Source organism: Streptococcus suis (assembly GCF_046032115.1).
In the GTDB taxonomy this organism is placed as follows: Bacteria; Bacillota; Bacilli; order Lactobacillales; family Streptococcaceae; genus Streptococcus; species Streptococcus suis_AJ.
Window position 1 is genome coordinate 1 of the sequence record NZ_JARQOZ010000024.1, and the last position, 22,652, is coordinate 22,652.

17 protein-coding genes are annotated in these 22,652 nt (G+C 43.7%); 11 read left to right on the forward strand and 6 right to left on the reverse strand.

The window, feature by feature from the left end; translation table 11 throughout:
• The first annotated feature begins 151 nt into the window (after positions 1-151).
• From P7J36_RS07880 to P7J36_RS07900, 5 genes are all read left to right on the forward strand, one after another.
• The gene (locus P7J36_RS07880; RefSeq protein ID WP_408551802.1) at positions 152-1,072 is read left to right on the forward strand and encodes a 1-phosphofructokinase family hexose kinase; all 921 of its coding nucleotides are present in this window, start codon (positions 152-154) and stop codon (positions 1,070-1,072) included.
• Positions 1,073-1,290: 218 nt separating this feature from the next.
• The gene (locus tag P7J36_RS07885; RefSeq protein ID WP_105109910.1) at positions 1,291-2,379 is read left to right on the forward strand and encodes a galactose ABC transporter substrate-binding protein; all 1,089 of its coding nucleotides are present in this window, start codon (positions 1,291-1,293) and stop codon (positions 2,377-2,379) included.
• A 155-nt stretch (positions 2,380-2,534) separates the two neighbouring features.
• Positions 2,535-4,067 (forward strand): sugar ABC transporter ATP-binding protein, encoded by a 1,533-nt coding sequence (locus P7J36_RS07890; RefSeq protein WP_408551803.1) that lies wholly within the window; start codon positions 2,535-2,537, stop codon positions 4,065-4,067.
• On the forward strand, positions 4,054-5,067 hold the full coding sequence (locus P7J36_RS07895; protein ID WP_408562443.1) for an ABC transporter permease subunit: 1,014 nt from the start codon (positions 4,054-4,056) through the stop codon (positions 5,065-5,067). Before P7J36_RS07890 ends, P7J36_RS07895 begins: the two co-directional genes overlap by 14 nt.
• Before the next feature lie 307 nt (positions 5,068-5,374).
• Positions 5,375-5,836 carry an LPXTG cell wall anchor domain-containing protein gene (locus P7J36_RS07900; RefSeq protein WP_408551805.1) on the forward strand — a complete coding sequence of 154 codons (462 nt, stop codon included), beginning with the start codon at positions 5,375-5,377 and terminating at the stop codon, positions 5,834-5,836.
• Positions 5,837-6,106: 270 nt separating this feature from the next.
• Here the strand turns inward: P7J36_RS07900 and P7J36_RS07905 are convergent, their stop codons facing one another.
• From P7J36_RS07905 to rnhC, 4 genes are all read right to left on the reverse strand, one after another.
• Positions 6,107-6,802 (reverse strand): hypothetical protein, encoded by a 696-nt coding sequence (locus P7J36_RS07905; RefSeq protein WP_408551806.1) that lies wholly within the window; start codon positions 6,800-6,802, stop codon positions 6,107-6,109.
• Between the two features lie 105 nt (positions 6,803-6,907).
• Entirely contained in the window at positions 6,908-9,400 is a 2,493-nt protein-coding gene (gene recD2, locus P7J36_RS07910) for an SF1B family DNA helicase RecD2 (protein WP_408551807.1), read from the reverse strand.
• A 218-nt stretch (positions 9,401-9,618) separates the two neighbouring features.
• Positions 9,619-10,248 carry a signal peptidase I gene (gene lepB / locus P7J36_RS07915; protein ID WP_408551808.1) on the reverse strand — a complete coding sequence of 210 codons (630 nt, stop codon included), beginning with the start codon at positions 10,246-10,248 and terminating at the stop codon, positions 9,619-9,621.
• A 9-nt stretch (positions 10,249-10,257) separates the two neighbouring features.
• Positions 10,258-11,148: a ribonuclease HIII gene (gene rnhC, locus P7J36_RS07920; RefSeq protein WP_408551809.1), complete on the reverse strand. Its 891-nt coding sequence runs from the start codon at positions 11,146-11,148 to the stop codon at positions 10,258-10,260.
• Between the two features lie 84 nt (positions 11,149-11,232).
• Between rnhC and P7J36_RS07925 the strand changes: the two genes are divergently transcribed.
• Together P7J36_RS07925 and P7J36_RS07930 are read left to right on the forward strand one after the other, a co-directional pair.
• Positions 11,233-12,216, forward strand: a complete 984-nt coding sequence (locus tag P7J36_RS07925) for a Gfo/Idh/MocA family protein (RefSeq protein WP_408551810.1) — start codon at positions 11,233-11,235, stop codon at positions 12,214-12,216.
• 409 nt (positions 12,217-12,625) lie between these two features.
• A complete protein-coding gene (locus P7J36_RS07930) occupies positions 12,626-13,762 on the forward strand; it encodes a LysM peptidoglycan-binding domain-containing protein (RefSeq protein WP_437003473.1) in 1,137 nt (378 codons plus the stop codon).
• A gap of 413 nt (positions 13,763-14,175) precedes the next feature.
• On the opposite strand, the gene treC is transcribed toward P7J36_RS07930, so the two are convergent.
• Together treC and treP are read right to left on the reverse strand one after the other, a co-directional pair.
• Entirely contained in the window at positions 14,176-15,801 is a 1,626-nt protein-coding gene (treC, locus tag P7J36_RS07935) for an alpha,alpha-phosphotrehalase (protein ID WP_408551811.1), read from the reverse strand.
• Between the two features lie 224 nt (positions 15,802-16,025).
• Positions 16,026-18,020, reverse strand: coding sequence for a PTS system trehalose-specific EIIBC component (gene treP, locus P7J36_RS07940; RefSeq protein WP_408551812.1), 1,995 nt, complete (start codon positions 18,018-18,020; stop codon positions 16,026-16,028).
• Between the two features lie 233 nt (positions 18,021-18,253).
• Between treP and treR the strand changes: the two genes are divergently transcribed.
• The 4 genes from treR to P7J36_RS07960 all read left to right on the forward strand — a co-directional run bounded on the left by treR (position 18,254) and on the right by P7J36_RS07960 (position 22,629).
• Positions 18,254-18,967, forward strand: coding sequence for a trehalose operon repressor (gene treR / locus P7J36_RS07945; RefSeq protein ID WP_408551813.1), 714 nt, complete (start codon positions 18,254-18,256; stop codon positions 18,965-18,967).
• Between the two features lie 57 nt (positions 18,968-19,024).
• Positions 19,025-19,336, forward strand: a complete 312-nt coding sequence (locus P7J36_RS07950; protein ID WP_002935948.1) for a hypothetical protein — start codon at positions 19,025-19,027, stop codon at positions 19,334-19,336.
• Positions 19,333-19,881, forward strand: a complete 549-nt coding sequence (locus P7J36_RS07955; protein WP_002935945.1) for a CvpA family protein — start codon at positions 19,333-19,335, stop codon at positions 19,879-19,881. The genes P7J36_RS07950 and P7J36_RS07955 overlap by 4 nt, the downstream gene beginning before the upstream one ends.
• A 414-nt stretch (positions 19,882-20,295) precedes the next feature.
• Positions 20,296-22,629, forward strand: coding sequence for an endonuclease MutS2 (locus P7J36_RS07960; RefSeq protein ID WP_408551814.1), 2,334 nt, complete (start codon positions 20,296-20,298; stop codon positions 22,627-22,629).
• Positions 22,630-22,652: the final 23 nt, after the last annotated feature.

Below are 22,652 nucleotides of genomic sequence, written 5' to 3' on the forward strand. Positions count from 1 at the left end.
GTGAGATAAGGAAAGTCGTCACTATCCTCTTTTGGACGGTAACAAATTGGATAAAATACGAACTACGGGAATGATTCGTCTTGGAATAATCTTTTTATTTTTCTTTGCATATAGTATAATAATATAAATAAACACCAAAAAGGAGACCAACATGATTCACTTGATTTGTCCTAATCCAGCCCTAGATCGCACCTTGCTTGTGGAGAAGATTGAAAAGAACATTCCCCTCCGTCCGACAGAGGTCAGGGATTATCCCGGAGGCAAGAGCTTCAACGTAGCCTATGCCCTCCGTGAAAATGGCGTGACCGACTATACCATTCATACTATTTTGGGTGGGCAGATTGGTCGCTACATCCAAGACCTCAATGTCCAAAAGGGAAATCATTTACAGGTGGTTGAAAATGACCAGAATACTCGAACCTGCAATATCTATGTGGAAACTAGTACAGGTGACGTGGTGCTTTTCTATGAAAAAGGCTTTGAACTGACAGAGGACCTGCTCAATCAATTCACCCAGCAGATTGAAAAGAGCCTGCAGGCTGGCGACATCCTAGTCTTTTCAGGTAGTCTTATGAAGGGCATGCCTGACGACTATATCCAGCGGCTTATTGAGAAATACCCAGAGGTTCTGACCATAGTGGACACCAGTGGACCAGCTTTACGTGCTGCTTATCAAGCTCGCCCGGCCCTGATTAAAATCAATAACGAAGAACTCAAGGACATCTATCCAGAGCTGGATGAAGAAAGTCCAGAGGATATTTTGCGGATACTAAAAGAAGTTACACCGCATGACAATATCATCATTACCATGGGAGGCAAGGGCAGTCTGGCAAAAATTGGGCAACGCTTCTTCCGTATCCAGTCGCCAAAGAAAGAAACCCGAAATCCGATTGCGGCAGGGGATTTCTACCTAGGCTTGTTAGTCAAGGGCATCAGTCAAGGTCAAGATCCAGAAATCTTCTTGAAAGAAGCGGCAGCCTTTGCGACAGCCAATTGCCTCAACTATTTCCCAGAAGTCCAGTCCGAACAGTTTCAAGCGGTACTAGATCAGGTTTTGCTGACAGAATTGTAGGAACTACGGCTTAATGGCTAAGTAAATTATTCTCATCTAGTTGTCTAGTTGGCCTATTTTCTCATCAACTGTCCCATTTTCAGAAAAATTAAATATACTAACTTTTCAAAAATACATTGACAAGAGTATATTTAAATGTTAATATAGCAATATAAAAAGAAAACGTTTACATCATGGTTACTCTATTGATTACTGCTCAAAATAGAAAGGAAAAAGGAATGAAAAGAGTACTGAAGTTTTTAGCGATTGCTTTTGTAGGTTTGTTTCTGGTAGCTTGTGGAAAAGCGACAGAAAATTCCAGCAGCGGTTCTGATTCAGGATCAGGAAAAACTTACGAAGTCGGTGTTGCTATTTACAAATTCGACGATAACTTCATGACCTTGTATCGTGAAGAATTAGATGCCTATTTCAAACAATTGAGTGAAAAAACGGGCAACAAATATGTTTTGGATATTCAAGACGGTAAGCAAGACCAAGCTACCCAAACAGAGCAAATCAATACCTTTATTGCACAAGGTAAAGATGTGATTCTTGCTAACCTCGTTGACCCAACAGCTGCAGGTTCCATCATCAACTCAGCAAAATCAGCAGACATTCCAGTTGTTTTCATCAACCGTGAACCAGAAGTTGCTGAATTGGAAATCTGGCCAGGTAAAACAACTTACGTTGGTGCGGATGCTACCCAATCAGGTACCTTCCAAGGCGAAATCATCGCTGCAACTGAAAGCAAAGGGGACATCAACGGTGACGGTAAAGTACAATACATTACCCTCTTTGGTGACCCAGCAAACGTTGATGCTCAACAACGTACTACTTACTCTGTAAAAGCACTTGACGATGCAGGTATCAAACGTGAAGCCTTGGCTGAACCATACCTTGCAAACTGGGATACAGCAAAAGGTCAAGAAGTGACAGCAGCAGCTTTGGAACAATTTGGTGACAAATTGGAAGTTGTCTTTGCAAACAACGACGGTATGGCAGTTGGTGCGGTAACAGCTATCAAGGCTGCAGGTCGTACAGTTGGAAAAGACATCTTGGTTGTTGGTGTAGACGCTATTCCAGATGCTATGGAACTTCTTGCTAAAGGTGAATTGACTGGTACAGTATTGAACGACCACTTCAACCAATCTCACACAGCAGCAAACGTTGCAGTTGAATTGATGGAAGGTAAAGAAGTTTCACCTTACTACTGGGTTGACTATGTAAAAGTTACAAAAGAAGCTGACTCAGAATTGAAAGAAGCAGAAGCTAAGAAAGAAACAATCGAAGAAATCAAAAAACGTTACGCAGAACGTGAAAAAGAGTAGTCATCCATTATAGTCAAACGAAGTCCCCTTCGGATGATGAATGAGTAATCCATTTTGAAAAACGATGAGTGCGTTCTCACTATCTATGATTCCCTTGAAAAATGGTGATTGTACGTATAGTGAGAACTTATTTTTTTGGAAAGGGAGCTGGGAGAATGAGTGAATATATTTTAGAAATGAAACATATTACCAAGACATTTCCAGGTGTTAAGGCCTTGGACGATGTAACCTTCAAACTTCGTCCAGGAACTGTTCATGCTCTGATGGGGGAGAATGGAGCCGGTAAATCCACCCTCATGAAGTGTTTGTTTGGAATTTACCATCGGGATCAAGGAACCATTGTCTTTGATGGCAAGGAAGTAGACTTCAAAGATTCCAAGGAGGCAATTGATGCAGGTGTGTCCATGATCCACCAAGAGCTACAACCCATCCGCATGATGACCATTGCTGAAAATGTCTTTTTGGGAAATTACCCTCTTGGGAAATTTAATCTGGTGGACCATACCAATATGAACCAGGATACCAAGGTCCTTTTGGAAGAGGTGGGACTCTATGTTGACCCTCGTACCTTGCTGGATACTTTGACCGTGTCCCAAATGCAGTCGGTGGAGATTGCCAAGGCGATTTCCCACAATGCCAAGGTGGTCATCATGGATGAGCCAACTTCCTCACTGACCAGCTCAGAAGTGGAAAAATTATTTGAAATCATCGCTCAATTAAAGGCGAAAAACATTGGTATCATCTATATTTCCCATAAAATGGACGAAATTCTTCGGATTTCAGATGACATCACCGTTATGCGTGATGGTCAGTACGTCGGTACCTGGCCGGCAGCGGAGATGACAACTGCCAAAATCATTCAGGCTATGGTCGGACGGGAATTGACCAGTCTCTTCCCTGAGAAAACCAACAAGGTGGAAGATGAGATTGTTCTTCGTCTGGAAGGCATGACATCACCCAACCACCTTTCCTTTAAAGATGCCAGCTTTGAGCTGAAAAAAGGTGAAGTCCTGGGAATTGGTGGCCTGGTTGGTGCCCAGCGGACCGAATTGCTGGAAGCCCTATATGGCATCCGCGCTCTTAAAGAGGGGAAAATCTTTGTCAAGGGCAAGGAAGTCAAAATCAAAAATCCAGCGGCAGCCATTGCCAATAAAATTGCTCTGGTGACGGAAGACCGGCGCTACAATGGTATCTTTGGTGTCCTATCCGTATCAGATAATGCCTCGGTGGCTTCCTTAAATCAATATCTAGGAGCCTTTGGTCTCTTAGACGCTCAGAAAATCAAAAAAGTGGTGGACCACAATGTAGAACGCCTGCGCGTAAAAACACCGACGACTAAAACCCATATCGAAAGTCTTTCAGGAGGGAATCAACAAAAGGTTATCCTGGCACGCTGGTTGGCCAATGATCCAGACATTCTAATCTTGGATGAGCCAACGCGAGGAATTGATGTTGGTGCCAAGTACGAGATCTACCAAATCATTAATAATCTAGCTGCTGAGGGCAAATCCATTATCATGATTACTTCTGAAATGTCAGAATTACTGGGTGTTTCAGATCGGATTATGGTTATGTGTGAGGGACGGATTTCTGGTTTCTTGGACAAGGACGAAGCCACTCAGGAATCTGTCATGGAGCTAGCTACCAAATTTATGACTGGCAATCAAGGAGGAGATGACAATGCCTAAACTAGCGACAAAAGCCAATCAAAACTTTAATCTAGGAGAGTTCTTGACCAAGAACTCCATGTATATCGTAGTTGCAGCTATGATTTTATATACTGGTTTGACCCAGGATAATTTCTTTACCCTTGGAAATGCGGCCAACATTATGGCCAATACCTCTGTGCGTTTTATCATCGCCTTGGGTGTATCAGGCTGCTTGATCATTCGTGGTACAGACCTATCCGCAGGTCGGATTGTGGGCTTGACAGCCATTATCACAGCAACCTTGGTGCAACGACCAGACTTTGCTCAAAAATTCTTCCCAGACCTACCAGACATGCCGATTTTTGTGCCTCTCTTGGCAGCCCTAGCTGTTGGTGCCCTTCTTGGCTTGCTTAATGGTGCGATCATTTCCTTCCTCAGCGTGCCACCATTCTTGGCAACCTTGGGAACCCAGATTATGACCTATGGATTTGTCCTTATCTATTCCCAATCCAAACCAATCGGTACCTTTAAGGATGAGTTTGTGGCCATTGGTCAAGGTAAATTGTTCGGTGTTATTCCCTATATTACCATCATTGCAGCCCTAGTTGGTCTGGCTATGTGGGTGCTTTATAACAAAACCCGCTATGGTAAATACATGTATGCCATCGGAGGCAATGAGAATGCCGCAGAAGTCTCAGGTGTCAATGTTCGCTTCTCTAAAATCAAGATTTTCCTCTTGGCTGGCTTGCTCTATGGTCTAGCAGGTTTCCTACTTTCTGCCAAGACAGGTTCAGCTGGTGCAGGTGCTGGTATGGGCTATGAGCTGGATGCCATTGCCTCTGCTACCATCGGTGGTGTATCGACTGCCGGCGGTCAAGGTACTGTACCTGGTATTCTCCTTGGGGTTTTCGTCTTTGAGTTGCTCAAAGTCTGCTTGACCTACTTGGGAGTAACGCCAGATATGACCAACGTGATCCAAGGGATCGTCATCGTTGTAGCTGTAGCACTCGATATTCGTAAGACGCTGGTTAAGAAATAGAGATGACTACTAGTCAGACAAGAAATAAAATGTTCTATAAGTCTATCTTATAGTAAAGAAAGTTATAAGATATTGTTATATAAAATTGACCAAAATCACTTGAAATGGTAGATATATGTTTATATAATGATGATGTAATTATTGAGTGGAATTGGGCAACAAATCATCTTTGTTGAGTCAATATTGCTCAGTAGTCGACGGTTGTATGTGGAGATTGAATTCATGTACTGAATTTTTGATTATAGAAAAGAAAGGGGACATTATGTCAACAAAGAAAACATATCTTTTGAGAAAAACCTAAATTGATTTGGTCTCATTGGCAGCTCTTGCTCTAATAGGCTCTACTGTATCAGCTAATGAAATTGGTGTGGCAACAGCACACGGTACAGGTGTGACGGCACCTGCCCTGAATGAAAATGGTCTCTACTTCAAGAATATACCTACAGAAGCACTAACAGCAGAAAGACTTTCAGAAGTGCAAATTGGTGGTAAAGATGGTGGATTATATCTATATGCTAAGGGTAAAGGAGCGACAGTAGAATTTCCAACAACTGACCCTGCAACCCTTGTAGCTACACCAGCCGTAGCCCCTAAAGTAGAAGTTCCTAAAGCAGAAGTAGCTGCTCCTAAAGCTGCGTCTTCTAAAGCGACCGGAGTTTCATCTGCAAAACTTCCAGAAACTGGTGAAGCTTCTACAGCAGTTTACTTTGCGACTGCCCTAGGTCTTCTTGGTGCGGCAGCAATGCTTGTTAAAAAACAAGAAAACTAATATCTATTACCTAACTAATCTCGAAGCAAGGAGGCACTCTCCTTGTTTTTCTTATTGATTTACAGTGGATTGAATTAGGAAAAGGACAGACCTGGGTTATAGTGTCAGTAACCCATTCCTAAAATAACTTTAGGATTCTCAAATTGATGAGCTTAAACAGGTTCTATTTCTAGTTCATTTCGCTATAAAAAACGAAGGAAACAAGCAACTACCATATGATAAGCTTGTTTCCTTCGTTTTGTGTATTTGACATAGGGTTGATCGTTCTGCTTATTCTACCTTCTCCAAGGTCACATATACATGTGGATCTGATACTAGGTCGTAAACAGCTTCTACAGATGGATCAAAGGGATTTCCCCACATAATGACCTTGTACTGTCCATCCTCTAGGATAAATCCTGGTGCAATTCTTCCTCCTAATCCAGTCATTCCAGAGAGAAGAGCCGAATATTCCCCCTCTGCCTCGCGGATTAGGTAGTGGTTTGGAGCATATTCAACTAGGTCTGTAACTCGAGCTGTGTAGGTATGGATGAGGTGTTCTCCTTCCTCGTTTTCACTAAGTCGAAAATCTTCATAAGTAGTAAAGGTACCGTCTGCGCTGATAGTTACCTCAATATTACGCGCTTGTTGGCTACTTCCTTGCCATTTTCCAACTAGACTGTCGGGAATAGTGGTAGCTGGTAGGGTTAGGAGCTGAGTGTGAGTCGTTTCGGTGCTTAGGACACTTTCTTCGACTTGAGAGTTCTGAGTTTCTTGGTTTTGTTGACTAGCCTCTGCTGATGAATTGGCTTCGGTTGTAGTTTCTTGGGAACTAGCAGGCTTGGAGGAACTAGTCTGCTTGGTACTTGCTTGGGTCGTTTTACTGGTGGTTGCTTCTGTCTGGCTTTTTTGTTTTTTTGCTGAACAAGCTGTCAATAGACAGGTTACAGAGAGCAACAATACTGAGTAGTTGAATATCTTTTTCATTTGTTCTTACCTCCGCTTATAAACAGAGTATAGCAAATAAAAAACGGCCTGCCAATACATTTTTGTAACATTTGTAATGTATTTGTAACAATAGAAATCTTTACGTTATTTCATTTTGAAAAACTCTTCAATATCTGCCTGATTTATGCCAATCATGGGGTCGATGGTTAGCAGGTTGTCCACAGTCAAAATGTATTCTGTGGGTTGTCCACTTGTTTTTTCTGGCTGGTCTTGGTCAAGAAGGGACAGTTGCTGGCTGTTTTCTGTTACGGACTCTGTTTGTTTTGGCTTATCTGACTGGGCAGGTAGCTGGGTTTGTTTGGCTGTGGCTGTTTTTCTTTCGTTGTTTTCAGTCAGGCTTTCCTTGCTGTCCTGCTCTGCTATTTCCCCTTGGAAACGTGGGACCAGATAGGTTTTTCGGACGGTTCCGGCGTTTTTGACGGCGTAGTCGAAGGCGGAGATTTCGCCTAGGAGGATGAGCTTGCTCTTGGAGCGGGTGATGGCGGTGTAGACCAGGTTGCGCTGGAGCATGCGGTGGCTGGTACGGGTGATGGGCAGGATGACCACCTGAAACTCGCTACCTTGAGACTTGTGGATGGACATGGCATAGGCCAGGGTAATCTTGTACCATTCGTTACGGGGATAGGTGACCTCGCTACCGTCGAAGTTGATGGTAATCTCGTCCTGCTTGGAGTCGGTGTACTTGGCAGGTAGGAGGTCGGTGATGTAGCCCAAATCACCATTGAAGACATTGGCCTCAGCATCGTTGACCAGGTGGATGACTCGGTCGCCTTGGCGGAAGGCCTGCTCGTTGTGGAGGAATTCTAGCTCTCCGTCTTCTAGAGGATTGAGCAGGGCCTGGGTCATGGTGTTGAGTTGGTCAATACCTGCAGCACCACGGTACATGGGAGCGAGGATTTGGACCTCGGTGGCAGGGATACCTGACTTGATAGCTGCACCGACAATGCGTTCAATCAGAGCTGGAATTTGTTCGTTTTGGGCTTCAAAATAGGAGCGGTCAGCCTTTTTCTCACGGAAATCGCTAGGTAGAGCTCCTTGACGAATCTGACTGGCCAAGGTCACAATGGTAGAATCATCGGACTGGCGGTAGATGCGTTCCAGAGTGATGCTGGGTAGCTTGTCGATTTTCAAGAGGTCAGCTAGGACCTGACCGGGGCTGACAGATGGTAATTGCTCGGCATCGCCAACAATCAGAACTTGGGTCTGGGATGAGATATTCTGGAAGAGTTGGTTTGCCAACCAAGTATCGACCATAGAAAACTCATCCACGATGATAAAGTCGGCATCCAAATAATCATCACGGTAGGATTCTTCTTGTCCTTCTACCAGACCGAGATGGCGGTGGATGGTGGCGGAAGGCAAACCTGTCAACTCATTCATCCGTCTGGCTGCTCGTCCAGTTGGAGCGGCTAGGAGGACAGGGCATTCTTCTCGGTTGCGAGTCAGGTCAATCTTATGCAAGATGGCATAGACCGCGATAATACCGTTGATAACCGTTGTTTTTCCAGTCCCTGGTCCACCTGTCAGAATGAATAGCGGATTGGTAATGGCTTGGACAATGGCTTCTTTTTGAATGTCATCGTAGGTAAGGGAGGACATACTTTCCAGCTCTGCTATGGCAGCCTCAACGTCTGCGCGTGGGAAGGGCTTGAAACCATTTTTTCCCATCAGGCGGGTCAAGTTTTTATGGATACCATGTTCGGCAAAGTAGAGGCTGTTGTCAAAAATCTTTGTGCCTTCTTGCTGTACCTTGTCGTCTGCAATCAATCCCGTCAATTCTTTGGCAACTGCGGCAGGGTCCAGTTCTGTATGGCGGGATTTTTCCAGCAGTTCAAGGGTAGCTTCCAGCAAGTCTCTGGCCTCCACATAGGTATCGCCTGTTTCCATGGAGCGATGAATGAGGCTAAAGAGCATGCCTGCCCGAAAACGTTGGGGTGAATCGCTGGCAATTCCTAGATTTTCCGCAATCCTATCGGCAATGGTGAAACCGAGGCCCTGGACATCTTCGACCAGTTGATAGGGATTTTCTTCAATAATCTGAAGTGTTTTTTCCTTATACTGGTCTTGGATTTGAAAGGCCAATTTATTGGGAATGCCATACTCGGCTAGTTTTGCCAAGATCAGCTCGGTTCCATAATTGAGGCGGAGTTTCTCCACAAATGCCTGCATGTTCTTGCTGGATAGGCCTGTGATTTGGGTCAGTTTTTCAGGTTCAGCTAAAATCTTATCGATGGTATCTTCGCCATAGAGCTCAACGATTTTTTCTGCTGTTTTACGACCGATTCCCTTGAAATGGTTGCTGGAGAAATACTTAACCAGACCAGCTGAGGTAGGCTTGCTACGTTCGTAGCGAGAAATTTGCAGCTGTTGACCATACTTGGGATGGGTGACCAGATTGCCATAGAAACGATAGTCTTCTCCTTCAATGACATCGGCAATCGTTCCGGTCACAATAATTTCGTAGTCGTCATATTCTGCGTCAGTTTCCTCGATTTCAAGGAGAAGGATTTTATAAAAATTACTAGGATTTTCAAAAATAATCCGGTCAATAGTGCCGGTAAAATACACTTCGTTCATAGAGTTTATTTCCAATAATAATGAAAAAGAAGTTTGGAACGGATTGCTCCAAACTTGTTTGTGTTAGACTCAACGAAAATCAAAAATAGCCTAGAAAACGAAGCCGATGATAGAACTCTGTTACTATCTTATTTCAAGGTAACAGGCTGAAAACCTCCACTGGAGCTTTTCACTCATCAAGGCTCTTGACAACGGATAATTTTGATTTTCGAAGAGTATTAGTCGACAGTTCCAATACGATTGAATGGCCACATCCGAAAGACAACTTCTCCTTTGATGTTTTCACGGGAAAATGTTCCTACACTACGACTATCTAGTGAGACAAGGCGGTCATCTCCCATCAGGTAGTATTGTCTTTCTGGGACTGTCACGGTAAAGTCTACGTAACCATTGGCATCTTGTGTGAAAGCTTCAGCAGATTGGGCCACAGCTTGGAATTGTTTGTTGTAAGAATAGACTTCTTGAAGTTTATCTTTCTGGAATGCAGCGAGATATTCATCTAAGTAAGGCTCGTCCACTTTTTGGTCGTTAACATAGAGGACATCGTTTTCGTAGCGAATGGTGTCACCTGGCATACCGATCACACGTTTGACAATCAGTTTTTCCTTGCCATCGCTGTCTGTTTCGCTGGCTACAACAATATCAAAGCGGTCGATAGAGGATGTTTTGAGCATGATGAGTTTTTCTTGGTGTTGAAGAGTTGGGTCCATGGAATGGCCATCGACAGAGACAGGATTCCAGATAAAGTAACGACTGGCAAAAAAAGCTACCATAAACAGTAAAAAGATGCCCCATTCAGCTAAGAAGGCGACTAGTGGTGAGCGTTTTGTTTTTTGGATTGCTCCCATATTTTTTCCTCATTTCAATAATTTTTGTGCTTTTTGCGTATTTGCAAAGTGGAGTTTGGCAGTTTGGTTGAGTCCTGCCATGCCATAATCTTTTAAGATACTGGCTGCGACTTGGTCGGACTTACTGCCAGCCCCTGAAGGCAGGCTTCTACCTACCAATTGACCAAGCTGGACAAGATTTTCTAAAAACATAGCTCTAGCAATAATAGAAGATACTGCCACAGCCAGATACTTGCCCTCAGCCTTTTCTTCTAGAGTGACAGGGTTGGCAAATTGATTGGCTTCCTTCTTCAAGTACTTTTGATAATTTTGACTGGAAGTGAAGGCGTCAATGACAATCTTCTCAGGCTGGACACCCTTTTGCAAGAGTAGGAAAATAGCCTGATTGTGTAGGGCGACCTTTACAGACACCGCATTGTAGCCTTGCTCGATGACTTCGTTGTATTTTTTCGGTGACAATAGCAGAGCTTGGTGGGGGATTTTCTCTTTTAAGAGAGGAGCGATTTGGCAGATTTTTTGGTCTGTCATTTTCTTGGAATCATCGACACCAAGCGACTTGAGAAAGGCATGGTCTTCTGGGCGGACAAAACTAGCAACGACTGCTAAACCTCCAAAATAAGACCCATTTCCCACTTCATCCGTCCCAATCATGGGCAGGTTTTGACCAGGTATGGACGTCTGTCCAGAGTTTTCTGGCTCATAGCCCCAGAGCCCTGCTTCCTGCTCTGCCATTTCCCCCTGAAAAACGACTTTTCCAGAAGTGTAGATGGACAGGCTGGCACCGGTCAGTTTGAAAAATGCTTCTATGTAAGGATTTTTGCTGGTCTGCCGATAGCGGTTATAGTGAGCCATCATGGCTTGTTTTTGCTGGGCAGAGGCCTTTAGTACAACGGTATTCATGTTCTTATTGTAACACAAATGCTAGTTAGAGTGTGCAGAAAAGGGTGGAATTTACTATAATGGTAGAAGAAAGTGAGGTACACTATGGAAGTGCAAATGAAGTATAAATGGGCGACTCTGGGAACAGGCGTCATTGCCAACGAATTGGTTCAGGCCTTGCAGGATATGGGAGGAAATCTTTATTCGGTAGCCAACCGTACCTATGACAAGGGTGTGGAATTTGCGCAAAAATATGGCATCGAGAAAGTTTATCGAGAAATCGATGAAGTGTTTGAGGATCCTGAAGTAGACATTATCTATATTTCTACGCCTCACAATACCCATATCAATTATTTGAGAAAGGCCTTGAAGGCTGGAAAGCATGTCCTCTGTGAAAAGTCTATTACGCTTAATTCAGAAGAATTGGCAGAAGCTATTCAATTAGCTGAGGAAAATCAGGTCGTCTTGGCGGAGGCCATGACCATTTTCCACATGCCAATCTATCGACAGTTGAGTGAGGTCATTGCCAGTGGTAAGCTTGGAGATTTGAAGATGATTCAGATGAACTTTGGCAGCTACAAGGAATACGACATGACCAACCGCTTTTTCAATAAGAACTTGGCCGGCGGTGCCCTCTTGGATATTGGTGTCTACGCTCTGTCCTTTGTCCGTTGGTTTATGACAGAAAAGCCAAATCAGGTTTTATCCCAGGTTAAATTAGCTCCGACAGGTGTGGACGAGCAGGTAGGGATTTTGCTCAGCAATGATGCGGGTCAAATGGCGACCATCGCCCTGACCCTCCATGCCAAACAGCCAAAACGGGGTACTATTGCCTACGACAAGGGCTACATCGAACTTTACGAGTATCCTCGTGGTCAGAAGGCAGTCATTACCTATACTGAAGATGGTAGCCAAGAGGTAATCGAAGCGGGCGAGACAGCTAAGGCGCTATCTTATGAAGTGGCGGATATGGAAAAAGCTGTCGCAGGGATCGAAAACACCATGCACCTAGCATTTACCCAAGATGTCATGGACATCATGACCCAACTTCGAAAAGAATGGGGCTTGGTTTATCCTGAAGAAATGTAGGATCTTGACTAATCCGAAAATAGAAATGGGAGTGAGCTAGTAGCCAATTGTTGGATTACTGCCTTACTCTCATTTTTTTACTTATACTCTTCGAAAATCCAGACGTTGTTGACTTGATTTGATGAACTTTTGTTTTATCTGCATCTGCGTCTCCGAGTCTGTTTTTGATTTTCATTGAGTATTATCTAATAATATGACAGTCAGATGACATTTATATTGATTGTGTGACAGAAAAGTCCTAAGATTACATAGTGGAGACAGTTTATTTAAAAGAACGGTTGAAGGCTTGTTTTTCAGATTTGATTTAGGTAAGATAGAACCATCTCAAAAATAAAGAAGGAATAAGATTATGAAACGTAAGAGAACCAATAAACCACAACATATGCGTCGCAAGAGAAAAACACCTATCATGAAAAACAATAAGAAGATGTTATACACATCTTCATTGGCTCTTTCCCTATTTAGTACAGGGATGATTTCGACAAATGTTTTAGCCATCGAATGGGCTCCACGTACTGTTTCTGAAATTAGCCCAGAAATTGTACAAGAAGAAGGAAAGATGACCTATACTGTTCAGTATGGAGATACCTTATCTGCCATCGCCTCAGCTATGAATATTGATATGGACTTGCTGGCGAAAATGAATCAAATTGCAGATGTCAACTTGATTTTCCCTGATACGGTACTGACGACGACTGTTGACCAAAACAATCAAGTGACTCAGGTTGAGATTGAAGCTCCTGTTCAGGGAAACACAAATGAGACCGTTCAGGCAACTGTTGACCTAACAACCAATCAAGTAACGGTTGAGGATACGGTTATTCCCTTGGATCAAATTTCATCAGTTACTGACTCAGCACCCGTAGAGGAAGTTGTAGAACAGCCTGTAGAGGAAGTTGTAGAGCAACCTGTAGTAGAAGCGCCTGTAGAGGAAGTTGTAGAGCAGCCTGTAGTAGAAGCGCCTGTAGAGGAAGTTGTAGAGCAACCTGTAGTAGAAGCACCTGTAGAGGAAGTTGTAGAACAGCCTGTAGTAGAAGCACCTGTAGAAGAAGTTGTAGAACAGCCTGTAGCAGAAGCACCTGTAGAGGAAGTTGTAGAGCAGCCTGTAGTAGAAGCACCTGTAGAGGAAGTTGTAGAGCAACCTGTAGTTGAAACTCCACAAGTGACAGCCCTATCAACCACTACAACAAGTACAAGTGCTTATGATGTTGGTTTGCAACCTCAGGTAGCAGCCTTCCGCGCAGAAGTGGCAAATGTCTTTGGTATTACCTCATTCTCTGGTTACCGTGCAGGTGATTCAGGAGACCATGGTAAAGGTCTGGCAATTGACTTTATGGTGCCTGAGAGCTCAGCTCTAGGAGATCAAGTGGCAGCTTATGCAGTTGCAAACTTAGCTTCTAAAAATATCAACTACATCATTTGGAAACAGCGTTTCTATGCGCCGTATGACAGTATCTATGGTCCAGCCTATACATGGAACCTGATGCCAGACCGTGGTAGCATTACAGAAAACCATTACGATCATGTGCATGTATCTTTTAATTAGACTTACAAAAATAACCGTTTCAGCCTTATCTGAAACGGTTATTTCTTTATATGTAGTAATATAGTCGAATGAATTAACTTTCAAACAAGGAACTGAGGTACAGGCAACTAGAATAGCCTAGAGGCTGTTCTAGGTTGGAAATAAGGCTTGCGAAACAAGTCACTTTCGTAGAGTACGGCAAGCCGAAAGTGGCGATGTACCAAAGTTAATTCAAATGACTATAAAAGAAGAAACAGCCATCTCCCCCCAGATAGCTGTTTCGTGCGCAAATCACAGTATAAAATATATTCCTAAAAGAAACCTTAAACCAAGAACTTGCCTTCACAAGTAACATACTGAGCTGCGAAGGCAGGTTCTAATTTTAGGAAAATTAAAATTGACATGTAGAGTGTTGTTTTCGGATGCTTTATCGTTTATTTAACTTGAATCGCCAATGCTTGGTAAGGTTTGAGAATGATTTTTTTGCCTAGTTTGTTGTCAGGATAGTTGCTGATGAGGACTTGGCCGTGAGCGTAGTCGTCTGCCAGGTCTAGTTCAACCTCTTCTGCGAAGAAATTGTTGAGGACTAGTAGTTTTTCGCCGTTCAGTAAGCGTTCAAAGGCGTAGACTTTCTGGCTATCCTTGTAGGCTGCCTTGTAATCCCCTTCTGAGATGAGGGGGAGTTCTTTTCGGAGTCGAATCAATTCTTGGTAGAAGGTAAAGATTGGGCCTGTTTTTTCCTGATCAACGTTAATTGTTTGGTAGGATTTGCCAGCCTTCAGCCAAGGGGTTCCTGTTGAGAAGCCTGCATTGTCAGAAGCATCCCATTGCATCGGGGTGCGGGAATTGTCACGGGACTTGGCCTGGATAATCTTGAAGGCCTGCTCAGGTGTATGTCCCTGGTCCAAGAGCATCTGGTAGGCATTGATAGACTCCACATCGACATAGTCGTCCATGCTATCGTAGTCGGGGTCAATCATGCCGATTTCCTCGCCCATGTAAATGTAAGGCGTGCCGCGTGACAGGTGGATAGAGGCTGCCAGCATGGTTGCTCCTTCGTTGCGGAAATTCTTCACATCGACAAAGCGGTTTAGGGCACGAGGTTGGTCGTGGTTGTTGTAGAAAAGGGCGTTCCAGCCATTTCCAACGGACATCTCTTCGCCCCAAGTGTGGAAGAGGCGTTTGAGTTCTTCAAAGTCAAAGTCCATGATGGTCCATTTTTGCCCGTCCTTGTAGTCCACTTTCAAGTGGTGGAAGTTGAATGCCATGGACAATTCTTCCCGCTCAGGAGCTGTGTAGAGAATGCAGTTTTCAATGGTGGTGGCAGACATTTCCCCGACGGTCATGAAGCCTTTTTCTGCCCCAAAAGTGGCATTGTTCATCATCTTGAGGTAGTCGTGGGTAATCGGGCGGTCGGTGTAAGCAGGCTTGCCGTCATTGATTGGGCAGTCTTCGAGGACTTCGTCCTTACCAATCAGGTTGATAACGTCGAAGCGGAAGCCTTTGACACCCTTGTTTTTCCAGAAGTTGACCACCTTGAACAGTTCTTCACGGACATGAGGATTTCGCCAGTTGAGGTCGGCTTGGGTCACGTCAAAGAGGTGGAGGTAGTATTTCCCAGTATCTCCAAAAGGAGCCCAGGCATTGCCACCAAATTTAGACACCCAGTCAGTTGGCTGGTCACGCAGGATAAAGAAATCTTGGTAATATTTGTCGCCGGCTAGGGCTTTTTGGAACCATTCGTGGTCGGTTGAGCAGTGGTTGAGGACCATGTCTAGCATGAATTCGATACCCAGCTCTTTACCGACAGCAACCATTTCTTCAAAGTCAGCCATGGTGCCAAAATCAGGATTGACGGCTGTATAGTCTGAAATGTCATAACCGTTGTCCCGTTGAGGACTTGGGTAGAAAGGGTTGAGCCAAATCATATCAATCCCTAGTTCTTTCAAATAAGGTAGTTTTTCAATAATTCCTCGTAAATCCCCTACACCATTTCCAGTTGTATCCTTGTAAGATTTTGGGTAGATTTGATAAACAACCTTTCGTTTGTCTATTGTCATTTTGCTCTCTCTTTCTTGATTTTTCCTTCTTGCATAAGCAATGATAGGGAGTGGGAAAGAACTCGACTAAGTCAAAAAGAGTTCGTCTTCCCACCCCCGCACAGTTGATTAGGTCAGATTTGGAGTGTGAAACACGAACAAATCTGCCAATCAACCACTGCGCTGAGATGTTGACACGAACACTGAGAAGTGGGCCAGGGCTTTTTGCCCAGCCTCCTAGAACATTAATTCTTTGTAACTGTCAGAATAGCTTCGCCTTGTGAGATGGCACGAGGAAGATTTCCGATAACTTGAGTGTCAAAGTCAGTTTGGTTGGTCACGATAACAGGTGTTTCAGCAACAAGACCAGCAGCCTTGATGACATCGATGTCAAAGCTAATCAATTTATCGCCAGCTTTTACCTTGTCACCTTGTTTGACATGGGCTGTGAAACCTTTGCCTTCCAATCCAACAGTATCCATACCGATGTGCATAAGGAGTTCAACTCCGTTTGTAGCAGTGATACCAACAGCATGGTTAGTTGGGAAGAGGACAGATACTTCACCATCGACTGGAGCAACCAAGATACCTTCGCTCGGGTCAATAAGGACACCTTGGCCCATGACACCTGATGCAAATACAGGGTCAGTAGCTTGTGACAATTCTTTGGTTTGACCAGTAAGTGGGCTAATCAATTCGATAGCAGCGCCAGTTTCAACAACTGCTTCAGTTGGAGCTACAACTTCTTCAACAGTTTCTTCTTTTTTTGAAAATGCACCTGTACGTTTGAAAACAGCTGTCAAAATCATTGGGACAACAATCGCAACAACCATTGTCATAAAGAATGCACCCCAGTATTCAGCCTTGATAGACAAGATACCTGGAAGACCACCGATACCGATAGAAGCAGCTTGGATGTTAAAGGTTACAGAAAGTAAGCCAGCGATACTTGAACCAATCATAGCAGCTACGAATGGGTAAACGTATTTCACGTTGACACCAAAGAGGGCTGGTTCAGTAACACCTAGGTAGGCAGAAATAGTTGCAGGAAGTGAAACCTGAGCTTCTTTTTCATTGTGACGGTTCATGAGGAAGTAGGCAAATACTGCAGAACCTTGAGCAATGTTAGAAAGGGCGATCATTGGCCAGAGACCGGTTCCACCAGCATCCGCAATCAATTGTGTATCGATGGCATTTGTCATGTGGTGAAGACCAGTGATAACGAATGGCGCATAGAGGGCACCGAATACCGCACCGAAGAGCCATTTCAATGGACCAGTCAAACCAGCTAATACAACTGTTGACAACCATTGCCCGATTGTCCAACCGATAGGACCAAGGACAGTGTGAGCTAAGATGATGGCAGGAAGAAGTGATAGGAATGGTACGAAAATCATAGATACCACTTCTGGAATCACTTTACGCCAGAAGATTTCTAGGTAAGACAGTGCCAAACCAGCAAGGAGGGCAGGGATAACTTGTGCTTGATAACCGATACGGGCAATACTAAATGCACCGAAGTTCCAAGACCAGTCGCTGGCAATGGTTGCTGCATCTGTACCAGGTACAGCATAAGCGTTGAGCAACTGTGGAGAAACCAAACAGATACCAAGGACGATACCAAGGATTTGAGAAGTTCCCATTTTACGAGATACGGACCAAGTGATACCTACTGGCAAGAAGTGGAAGATGGCTTCACCTGGCAACCAGAGGAAGTGATTGACACCATTCCAGAAAGGAGAAACCTGAACGATGGTGTTCCATACAGGGTTACCATCAGCATCGAAGACCAACTGCCCATCTTCCATAGCTTGTCCAAGCCATTCCATCTGAACACCTTCCAAGACGTTACGGAAACCGAGAATCAAACCGCCGACGATAAGGGCAGGAATGATCGGTGTGAAGATTTCCGCCAGCATGGTCATGACACGTTGGATGGCATTTTGGTTACTTTTAGCGGCTGACTTTGCAGCTTCTTTTGATACGCCTTCGATACCAGACACAGCTGTAAAGTCATTGTAGAAGATTGGTACATCGTTACCGATGATGACTTGGAACTGACCAGCGTTGGTAAAGGTTCCCTTTACTGTAGGAATGTCTTCGATGACTTTTACGTTTGCTTTTTTCTCATCTGCAAGAACAAAGCGCATGCGTGTTGCACAGTGAGTAACTGCGTTAACATTTTCTTTTCCGCCAATAGCGTCCAAGAGCTGTTTGGCTTCTTTTTCAAATTTTCCCATATATTTTTCCTTCTAGACGGCTTATGGAATCCGTCACCCTATATTTTTTAGACATCTCCCAAAAGTATGTCTTTTTCGAAATTTGTACGGACAAATTTCTTTTGTGTTATCATTGTATCCGATTTCAAAAAATAATGCAAGCGTTTTTGCTTAGTTTTTTTAAATTTTGAAATGAATTTTGTTATAATGTTGATAGTTGTATGTTATTTGACAGATGAATTTGCGAGGAAATGATGAAAAAATACCAAGAAATTTATAATGACTTAAAAGAAAAAATACGGACAAATGTTTATCCGGCAGAAAGCTCCCTACCGACAGAACAGCAGCTTCAGGAAATCTATGGTGTTAGTCGTGATACGGTTCGTAAGGCGTTGGCGATTTTGACTGAGGGAGGTTTGATTCAAAAAGTGCAAGGGCGTGGTTCAATGGTCCTTAAGCAAGAAATTCTCAATTTCCCAGTTTCAGGTTTAACTTCCTATCAGGAATTGACAAATGTTCTCCAGCTTTCTACCAAGACAGATGTTGTCAGCTTAGATATGATTACCGTTAATAATAGCCTTTCGCATTTAACAGGCTTTGAGCCGTATAGCAAGGTGTGGAAAGTTGTCCGTACACGTTCGATTGACGGTAAGGTCTCTGTTGTGGATACAGATTATCTTGCTGTCGATGTCGTGCCAGAGTTGACAACTGCTATTGCTGAACAATCCATTTACGAATACCTAGAAAATAAGTTAGGCCTTGATATTGCTTATGCACAAAAAGAGATTACGGTAGAGCCGACCAGTCGAGAAGAGCGCGATCTAATGCAATCGAAGGATGATTATTTGGTCTTGATTAAATCTCGTGTCTATCTCGGTGATACCCAGCAGTTCCAATACACAGAAAGCAAGCATAAAATTGATAAATTCCGCTTTGTAGATTTTGCTCGTAGAAAGCATTCTTTATAGGAGAGATTAGCCAAATCAAGTTTTTTACGCTATAATAGATAGAAGAAGAGGTAAGATATGGCAAACTTAAATCGATATAAATTTACATTTGGCGAGAAGCAATTAACCTTGACAACTGAGCATGATAATTTATTCATGGAAGAAATTGAGCGTATTGCACAGGAAAAATACCAAGCTATCAAAGAAAAGATGCCGACGGCGGACCCTGAAACCCTCGCGCTTTTGTTGGCAATCAATGCTCTATCCGTTCAACTAACACGCGAGATGGCATTTGAACAAAAGGAACAAGAACTTGCAAGCGTCAAAGAAAAGGTCTTGAAAAAGAATGTGACCCTGATTGACTTAGATGAGCTTGAGGACAAGGTATGATTTCATTAGCAATTATTCTCATTTTGGCATGGAGTTTCTACATTGGCTACAGTCGTGGTCTAGTTCTACAGGCGTTTTATAGCATGGGAAGTATTATTGCTCTGGTGGTTGCGACGGCTACTTATAAAAAATTGGCATCCTTCCTTTATCTCTGGGTGCCATTTGCCAATGCGACTCAGGGGAGCTCCAACTATTATTTTGATGAGAAATATCTCTTTGACCTAGATATGGTATTTTATGCGGGATTGGCCTTTCTTTTGATATACGTCTTGGTTTACGCCATTGTGCGTTTCATAGGAATATTTGTCCATCTATTAGAGGCTTTTAATCCTGATACAAAAACGACCAATCTCATAAGCGGTGCCTTGGCTGTCTTGGTGACTTTTATTTCTCTTCAGATTGTGATGGTCTTGCTATCAACTATTCCGTTAGCGATGATTCAAGATAAATTGCACAGTAGTTTTCTTGCCAACATCATGATTCAGTACACACCATTCACTAGTAGCTTTTTAAAATCTCTCTGGTTGAGTAATATAGCAGGGTAAGGGAGACCTTATCCTTTTTATCGTCATTTATACTCTTCGAAAATCAAAATAGAACGTTGTTGATTTGATGAGCGGGAGTGGGAAAGAACTCGACTGTTCAAAAAAGAGTTCGTCAACAGGTCTTTATTTCTAGTTGTTGAGCTGAAACAGTCTATTCCCAGACATCAATTTATGTTAGCTGACTGCCGTCAGCTTATATCTCCCACTTTAAAAGGTCTCCCAGACCTTTTAAACTCCCGCCCCCGCATAGCTCCAAAGGTTCCCCGAACCTTTGGAGCAAGTCTGATTCTGATTTTCATTGAGTATTAGTTGACTGTTATACCTTTAATGTAAGAGACTGGGAAAGACTATATTTTTATCTTATTATTGTTTTGATAATGAGATAAAGCTAAGGAAAAGACTAAGTAGGAACATATGAATAATAAAATTATTGAAACCCTTGAATTTCACAAGGTAAGACAAAAAATTGAGCCCTATCTCTTGACGGAACAGGGCTTTGAAGAATTACGACAGTTGGAGCCCATGGTGGAAGTCCACCGTATCCAACAAGCCTTCGACGAGTTGACAGACATAGCGCAGATTTTTGTGGAAAATCCCTATTTCAGTCTGTCAGCTACTAGCGACATCGGTCCAGCCATGCGTCGTTTGGAATTGGATACAGACCTCAATATCGCTGAGCTATTAGCTGTTAAAAAGGTCTTGGAAGTTTCTAAATCTCTCTTGGATTTTTATGGAAATCTGGAAAATGTCAGTCTTAGCCAGCTGGATAAACTCTTTGAGAAGATTGAGCTTTTTCCACATTTACAAGGCTCCCTCCAGTCCATCAATGATGCTGGTTTTGTAGAGGATTTTGCTTCTGAAAAGCTGGCTCGTATCCGCCGGAAAATCCGTGAAGCTGAAGACCAAGTTCGGCAGGTCATGCAGGATATTTTGAAGACCACGGGCGACATGCTGTCCGATAGCATTTTGGCAAGTCGTAATGGGCGAAATGTCCTTCCTGTTAAAAATACCTATCGCAATAAGATTGCAGGGGTTGTCCATGACATTTCTGCATCTGGCTCGACTGTGTATATTGAACCGCGGGCAGTGGTGACCCTGAACGAAGAAATCAGTCACCTCCGTGCAGAAGAGCGCCATGAGCTTAACCGTATCTTGCAGGAATTATCGGATATGCTTCGACCTCATAGTGGCGTGATTCGTAACAATGCATGGCTTATCGGACATATTGATTTCGTCCGTGCTAAGCATCTCTTTGCGCGTGATCATCAAGCAGTTGTACCCAAACTATCTGAGAAGCAGGATATTGCCCTTCTTAATGTTCGCCATCCGCTCATTGCAGAGCCTGTACCAAATGACCTGTATTTCGGTAGTCAGTTGACGGCTATCGTGATAACAGGTCCCAACACAGGTGGTAAGACCATCATGCTTAAGACCTTGGGATTAACGCACCTTATGGCTCAGTCTGGTTTGCCTATTTTGGCAGACAAGGGCAGTCGGGTAGCTATCTTCAAAGAAATTTTTGCGGATATTGGGGATGAACAGTCGATTGAGCAGAGTTTATCAACCTTCTCCAGTCACATGACCCACACGGTACAGATTTTAGCGGAGGCAGATCAAGATTCCCTTATTCTCTTTGACGAGTTGGGAGCGGGGACAGATCCGCAGGAGGGTGCGTCTTTGGCAATGGCTATTTTGGATGACCTTCGTCTGCGGGGGATCAAGACCATGGCAACCACCCACTACCCTGAGCTCAAGGCTTATGGGATAGAAACCTCTGGTATTGAAAATGCCAGCATGGAGTTTGATAGCAATAGCCTGCGTCCGACCTATAAGTTTATGCAGGGTGTTCCTGGTCGCTCCAATGCCTTTGAAATTGCCCGCCGTCTTGGTCTATCTGATATTATTATCCAGTCAGCCCAATCTTGGACGGATACAGATAGCGATGTGAACCGCATTATCGAGAAATTGGAAAGCCAGACGGTTGAAAGTCGTCAGCGTCTGGATAAGATTCGTGATGTGGAGCAAGAAAATTACAAGATGAACCGAGCCCTCCGCAAGCTCTATGACGAGCTCAATCGTGAGCGGGAAAATGAGCTTAACAAGGCACGCTTAGAAGCCAAGGAAATTGTAGATATGGCATTGGCAGAAAGCGAGGACATTCTTAAAAATCTTCATGCTGCAGCCAGTCTTAAGCCCCACCAGATTATCGAAGCCAAGGCAGAGTTGAAAAAGTTGGCACCTGAAGTGGTGGATTTGTCTAAGAACAAAGTCTTGAAAAAAGCCAAAATTCAGCGGGAAGCCAAGTTGGGCGATGACATTATCGTTACAGCTTATGGACAACGTGGGACCTTGACCAATCAGCTTAAAGATGGACGTTGGGAAGCTCAGGTTGGTTTGATTAAGATGACCTTGGCCAAAGATGAGTTTGAGTTAGTCAAGGCGGAAAAGACAGAGCAGCCTAAGAAACGCCAGGTTCACACAGTCAAACGTGCCAATGTACGAGGACCAAAAGCCCGCTTAGATCTCCGTGGCAAACGCTACGAAGAGGCTATGATGGAGCTGGATGAATTTATCGACCAAGCCCTTCTCAACAATCTGGCACAAGTCGACATTGTCCACGGTATTGGTACAGGGGTTATCCGAGAAGGGGTGACAAAGTACCTTCGCCGCAACAAGCAAGTCAAGGAGTTCGGCTACGCCCCACAAAATGCAGGTGGCTCAGGCTGTACTATTGTGACGTTTAAATAGCAATCAACCGATGGGAGATTCTT

Coding starts and splice junctions, on each gene's coding strand:
- P7J36_RS07880 (WP_408551802.1), top strand. CDS start 152: ATGATTCACTTGATTTGTCCTAATCCAGCCCTAGATCGCACCTTGCTT.
- P7J36_RS07885 (WP_105109910.1), top strand. CDS start 1,291: ATGAAAAGAGTACTGAAGTTTTTAGCGATTGCTTTTGTAGGTTTGTTT.
- P7J36_RS07890 (WP_408551803.1), top strand. CDS start 2,535: ATGAGTGAATATATTTTAGAAATGAAACATATTACCAAGACATTTCCA.
- P7J36_RS07895 (WP_408562443.1), top strand. CDS start 4,054: ATGACAATGCCTAAACTAGCGACAAAAGCCAATCAAAACTTTAATCTA.
- P7J36_RS07905 (WP_408551806.1), bottom strand. CDS start 6,802: ATGAAAAAGATATTCAACTACTCAGTATTGTTGCTCTCTGTAACCTGT.
- recD2 (WP_408551807.1), bottom strand. CDS start 9,400: ATGAACGAAGTGTATTTTACCGGCACTATTGACCGGATTATTTTTGAA.
- lepB (WP_408551808.1), bottom strand. CDS start 10,248: ATGGGAGCAATCCAAAAAACAAAACGCTCACCACTAGTCGCCTTCTTA.
- rnhC (WP_408551809.1), bottom strand. CDS start 11,148: ATGAATACCGTTGTACTAAAGGCCTCTGCCCAGCAAAAACAAGCCATG.
- P7J36_RS07925 (WP_408551810.1), top strand. CDS start 11,233: ATGGAAGTGCAAATGAAGTATAAATGGGCGACTCTGGGAACAGGCGTC.
- P7J36_RS07930 (WP_437003473.1), top strand. CDS start 12,626: ATGAAAAACAATAAGAAGATGTTATACACATCTTCATTGGCTCTTTCC.
- treC (WP_408551811.1), bottom strand. CDS start 15,801: ATGACAATAGACAAACGAAAGGTTGTTTATCAAATCTACCCAAAATCT.
- treP (WP_408551812.1), bottom strand. CDS start 18,020: ATGGGAAAATTTGAAAAAGAAGCCAAACAGCTCTTGGACGCTATTGGC.
- treR (WP_408551813.1), top strand. CDS start 18,254: ATGAAAAAATACCAAGAAATTTATAATGACTTAAAAGAAAAAATACGG.
- P7J36_RS07950 (WP_002935948.1), top strand. CDS start 19,025: ATGGCAAACTTAAATCGATATAAATTTACATTTGGCGAGAAGCAATTA.
- P7J36_RS07955 (WP_002935945.1), top strand. CDS start 19,333: ATGATTTCATTAGCAATTATTCTCATTTTGGCATGGAGTTTCTACATT.
- P7J36_RS07960 (WP_408551814.1), top strand. CDS start 20,296: ATGAATAATAAAATTATTGAAACCCTTGAATTTCACAAGGTAAGACAA.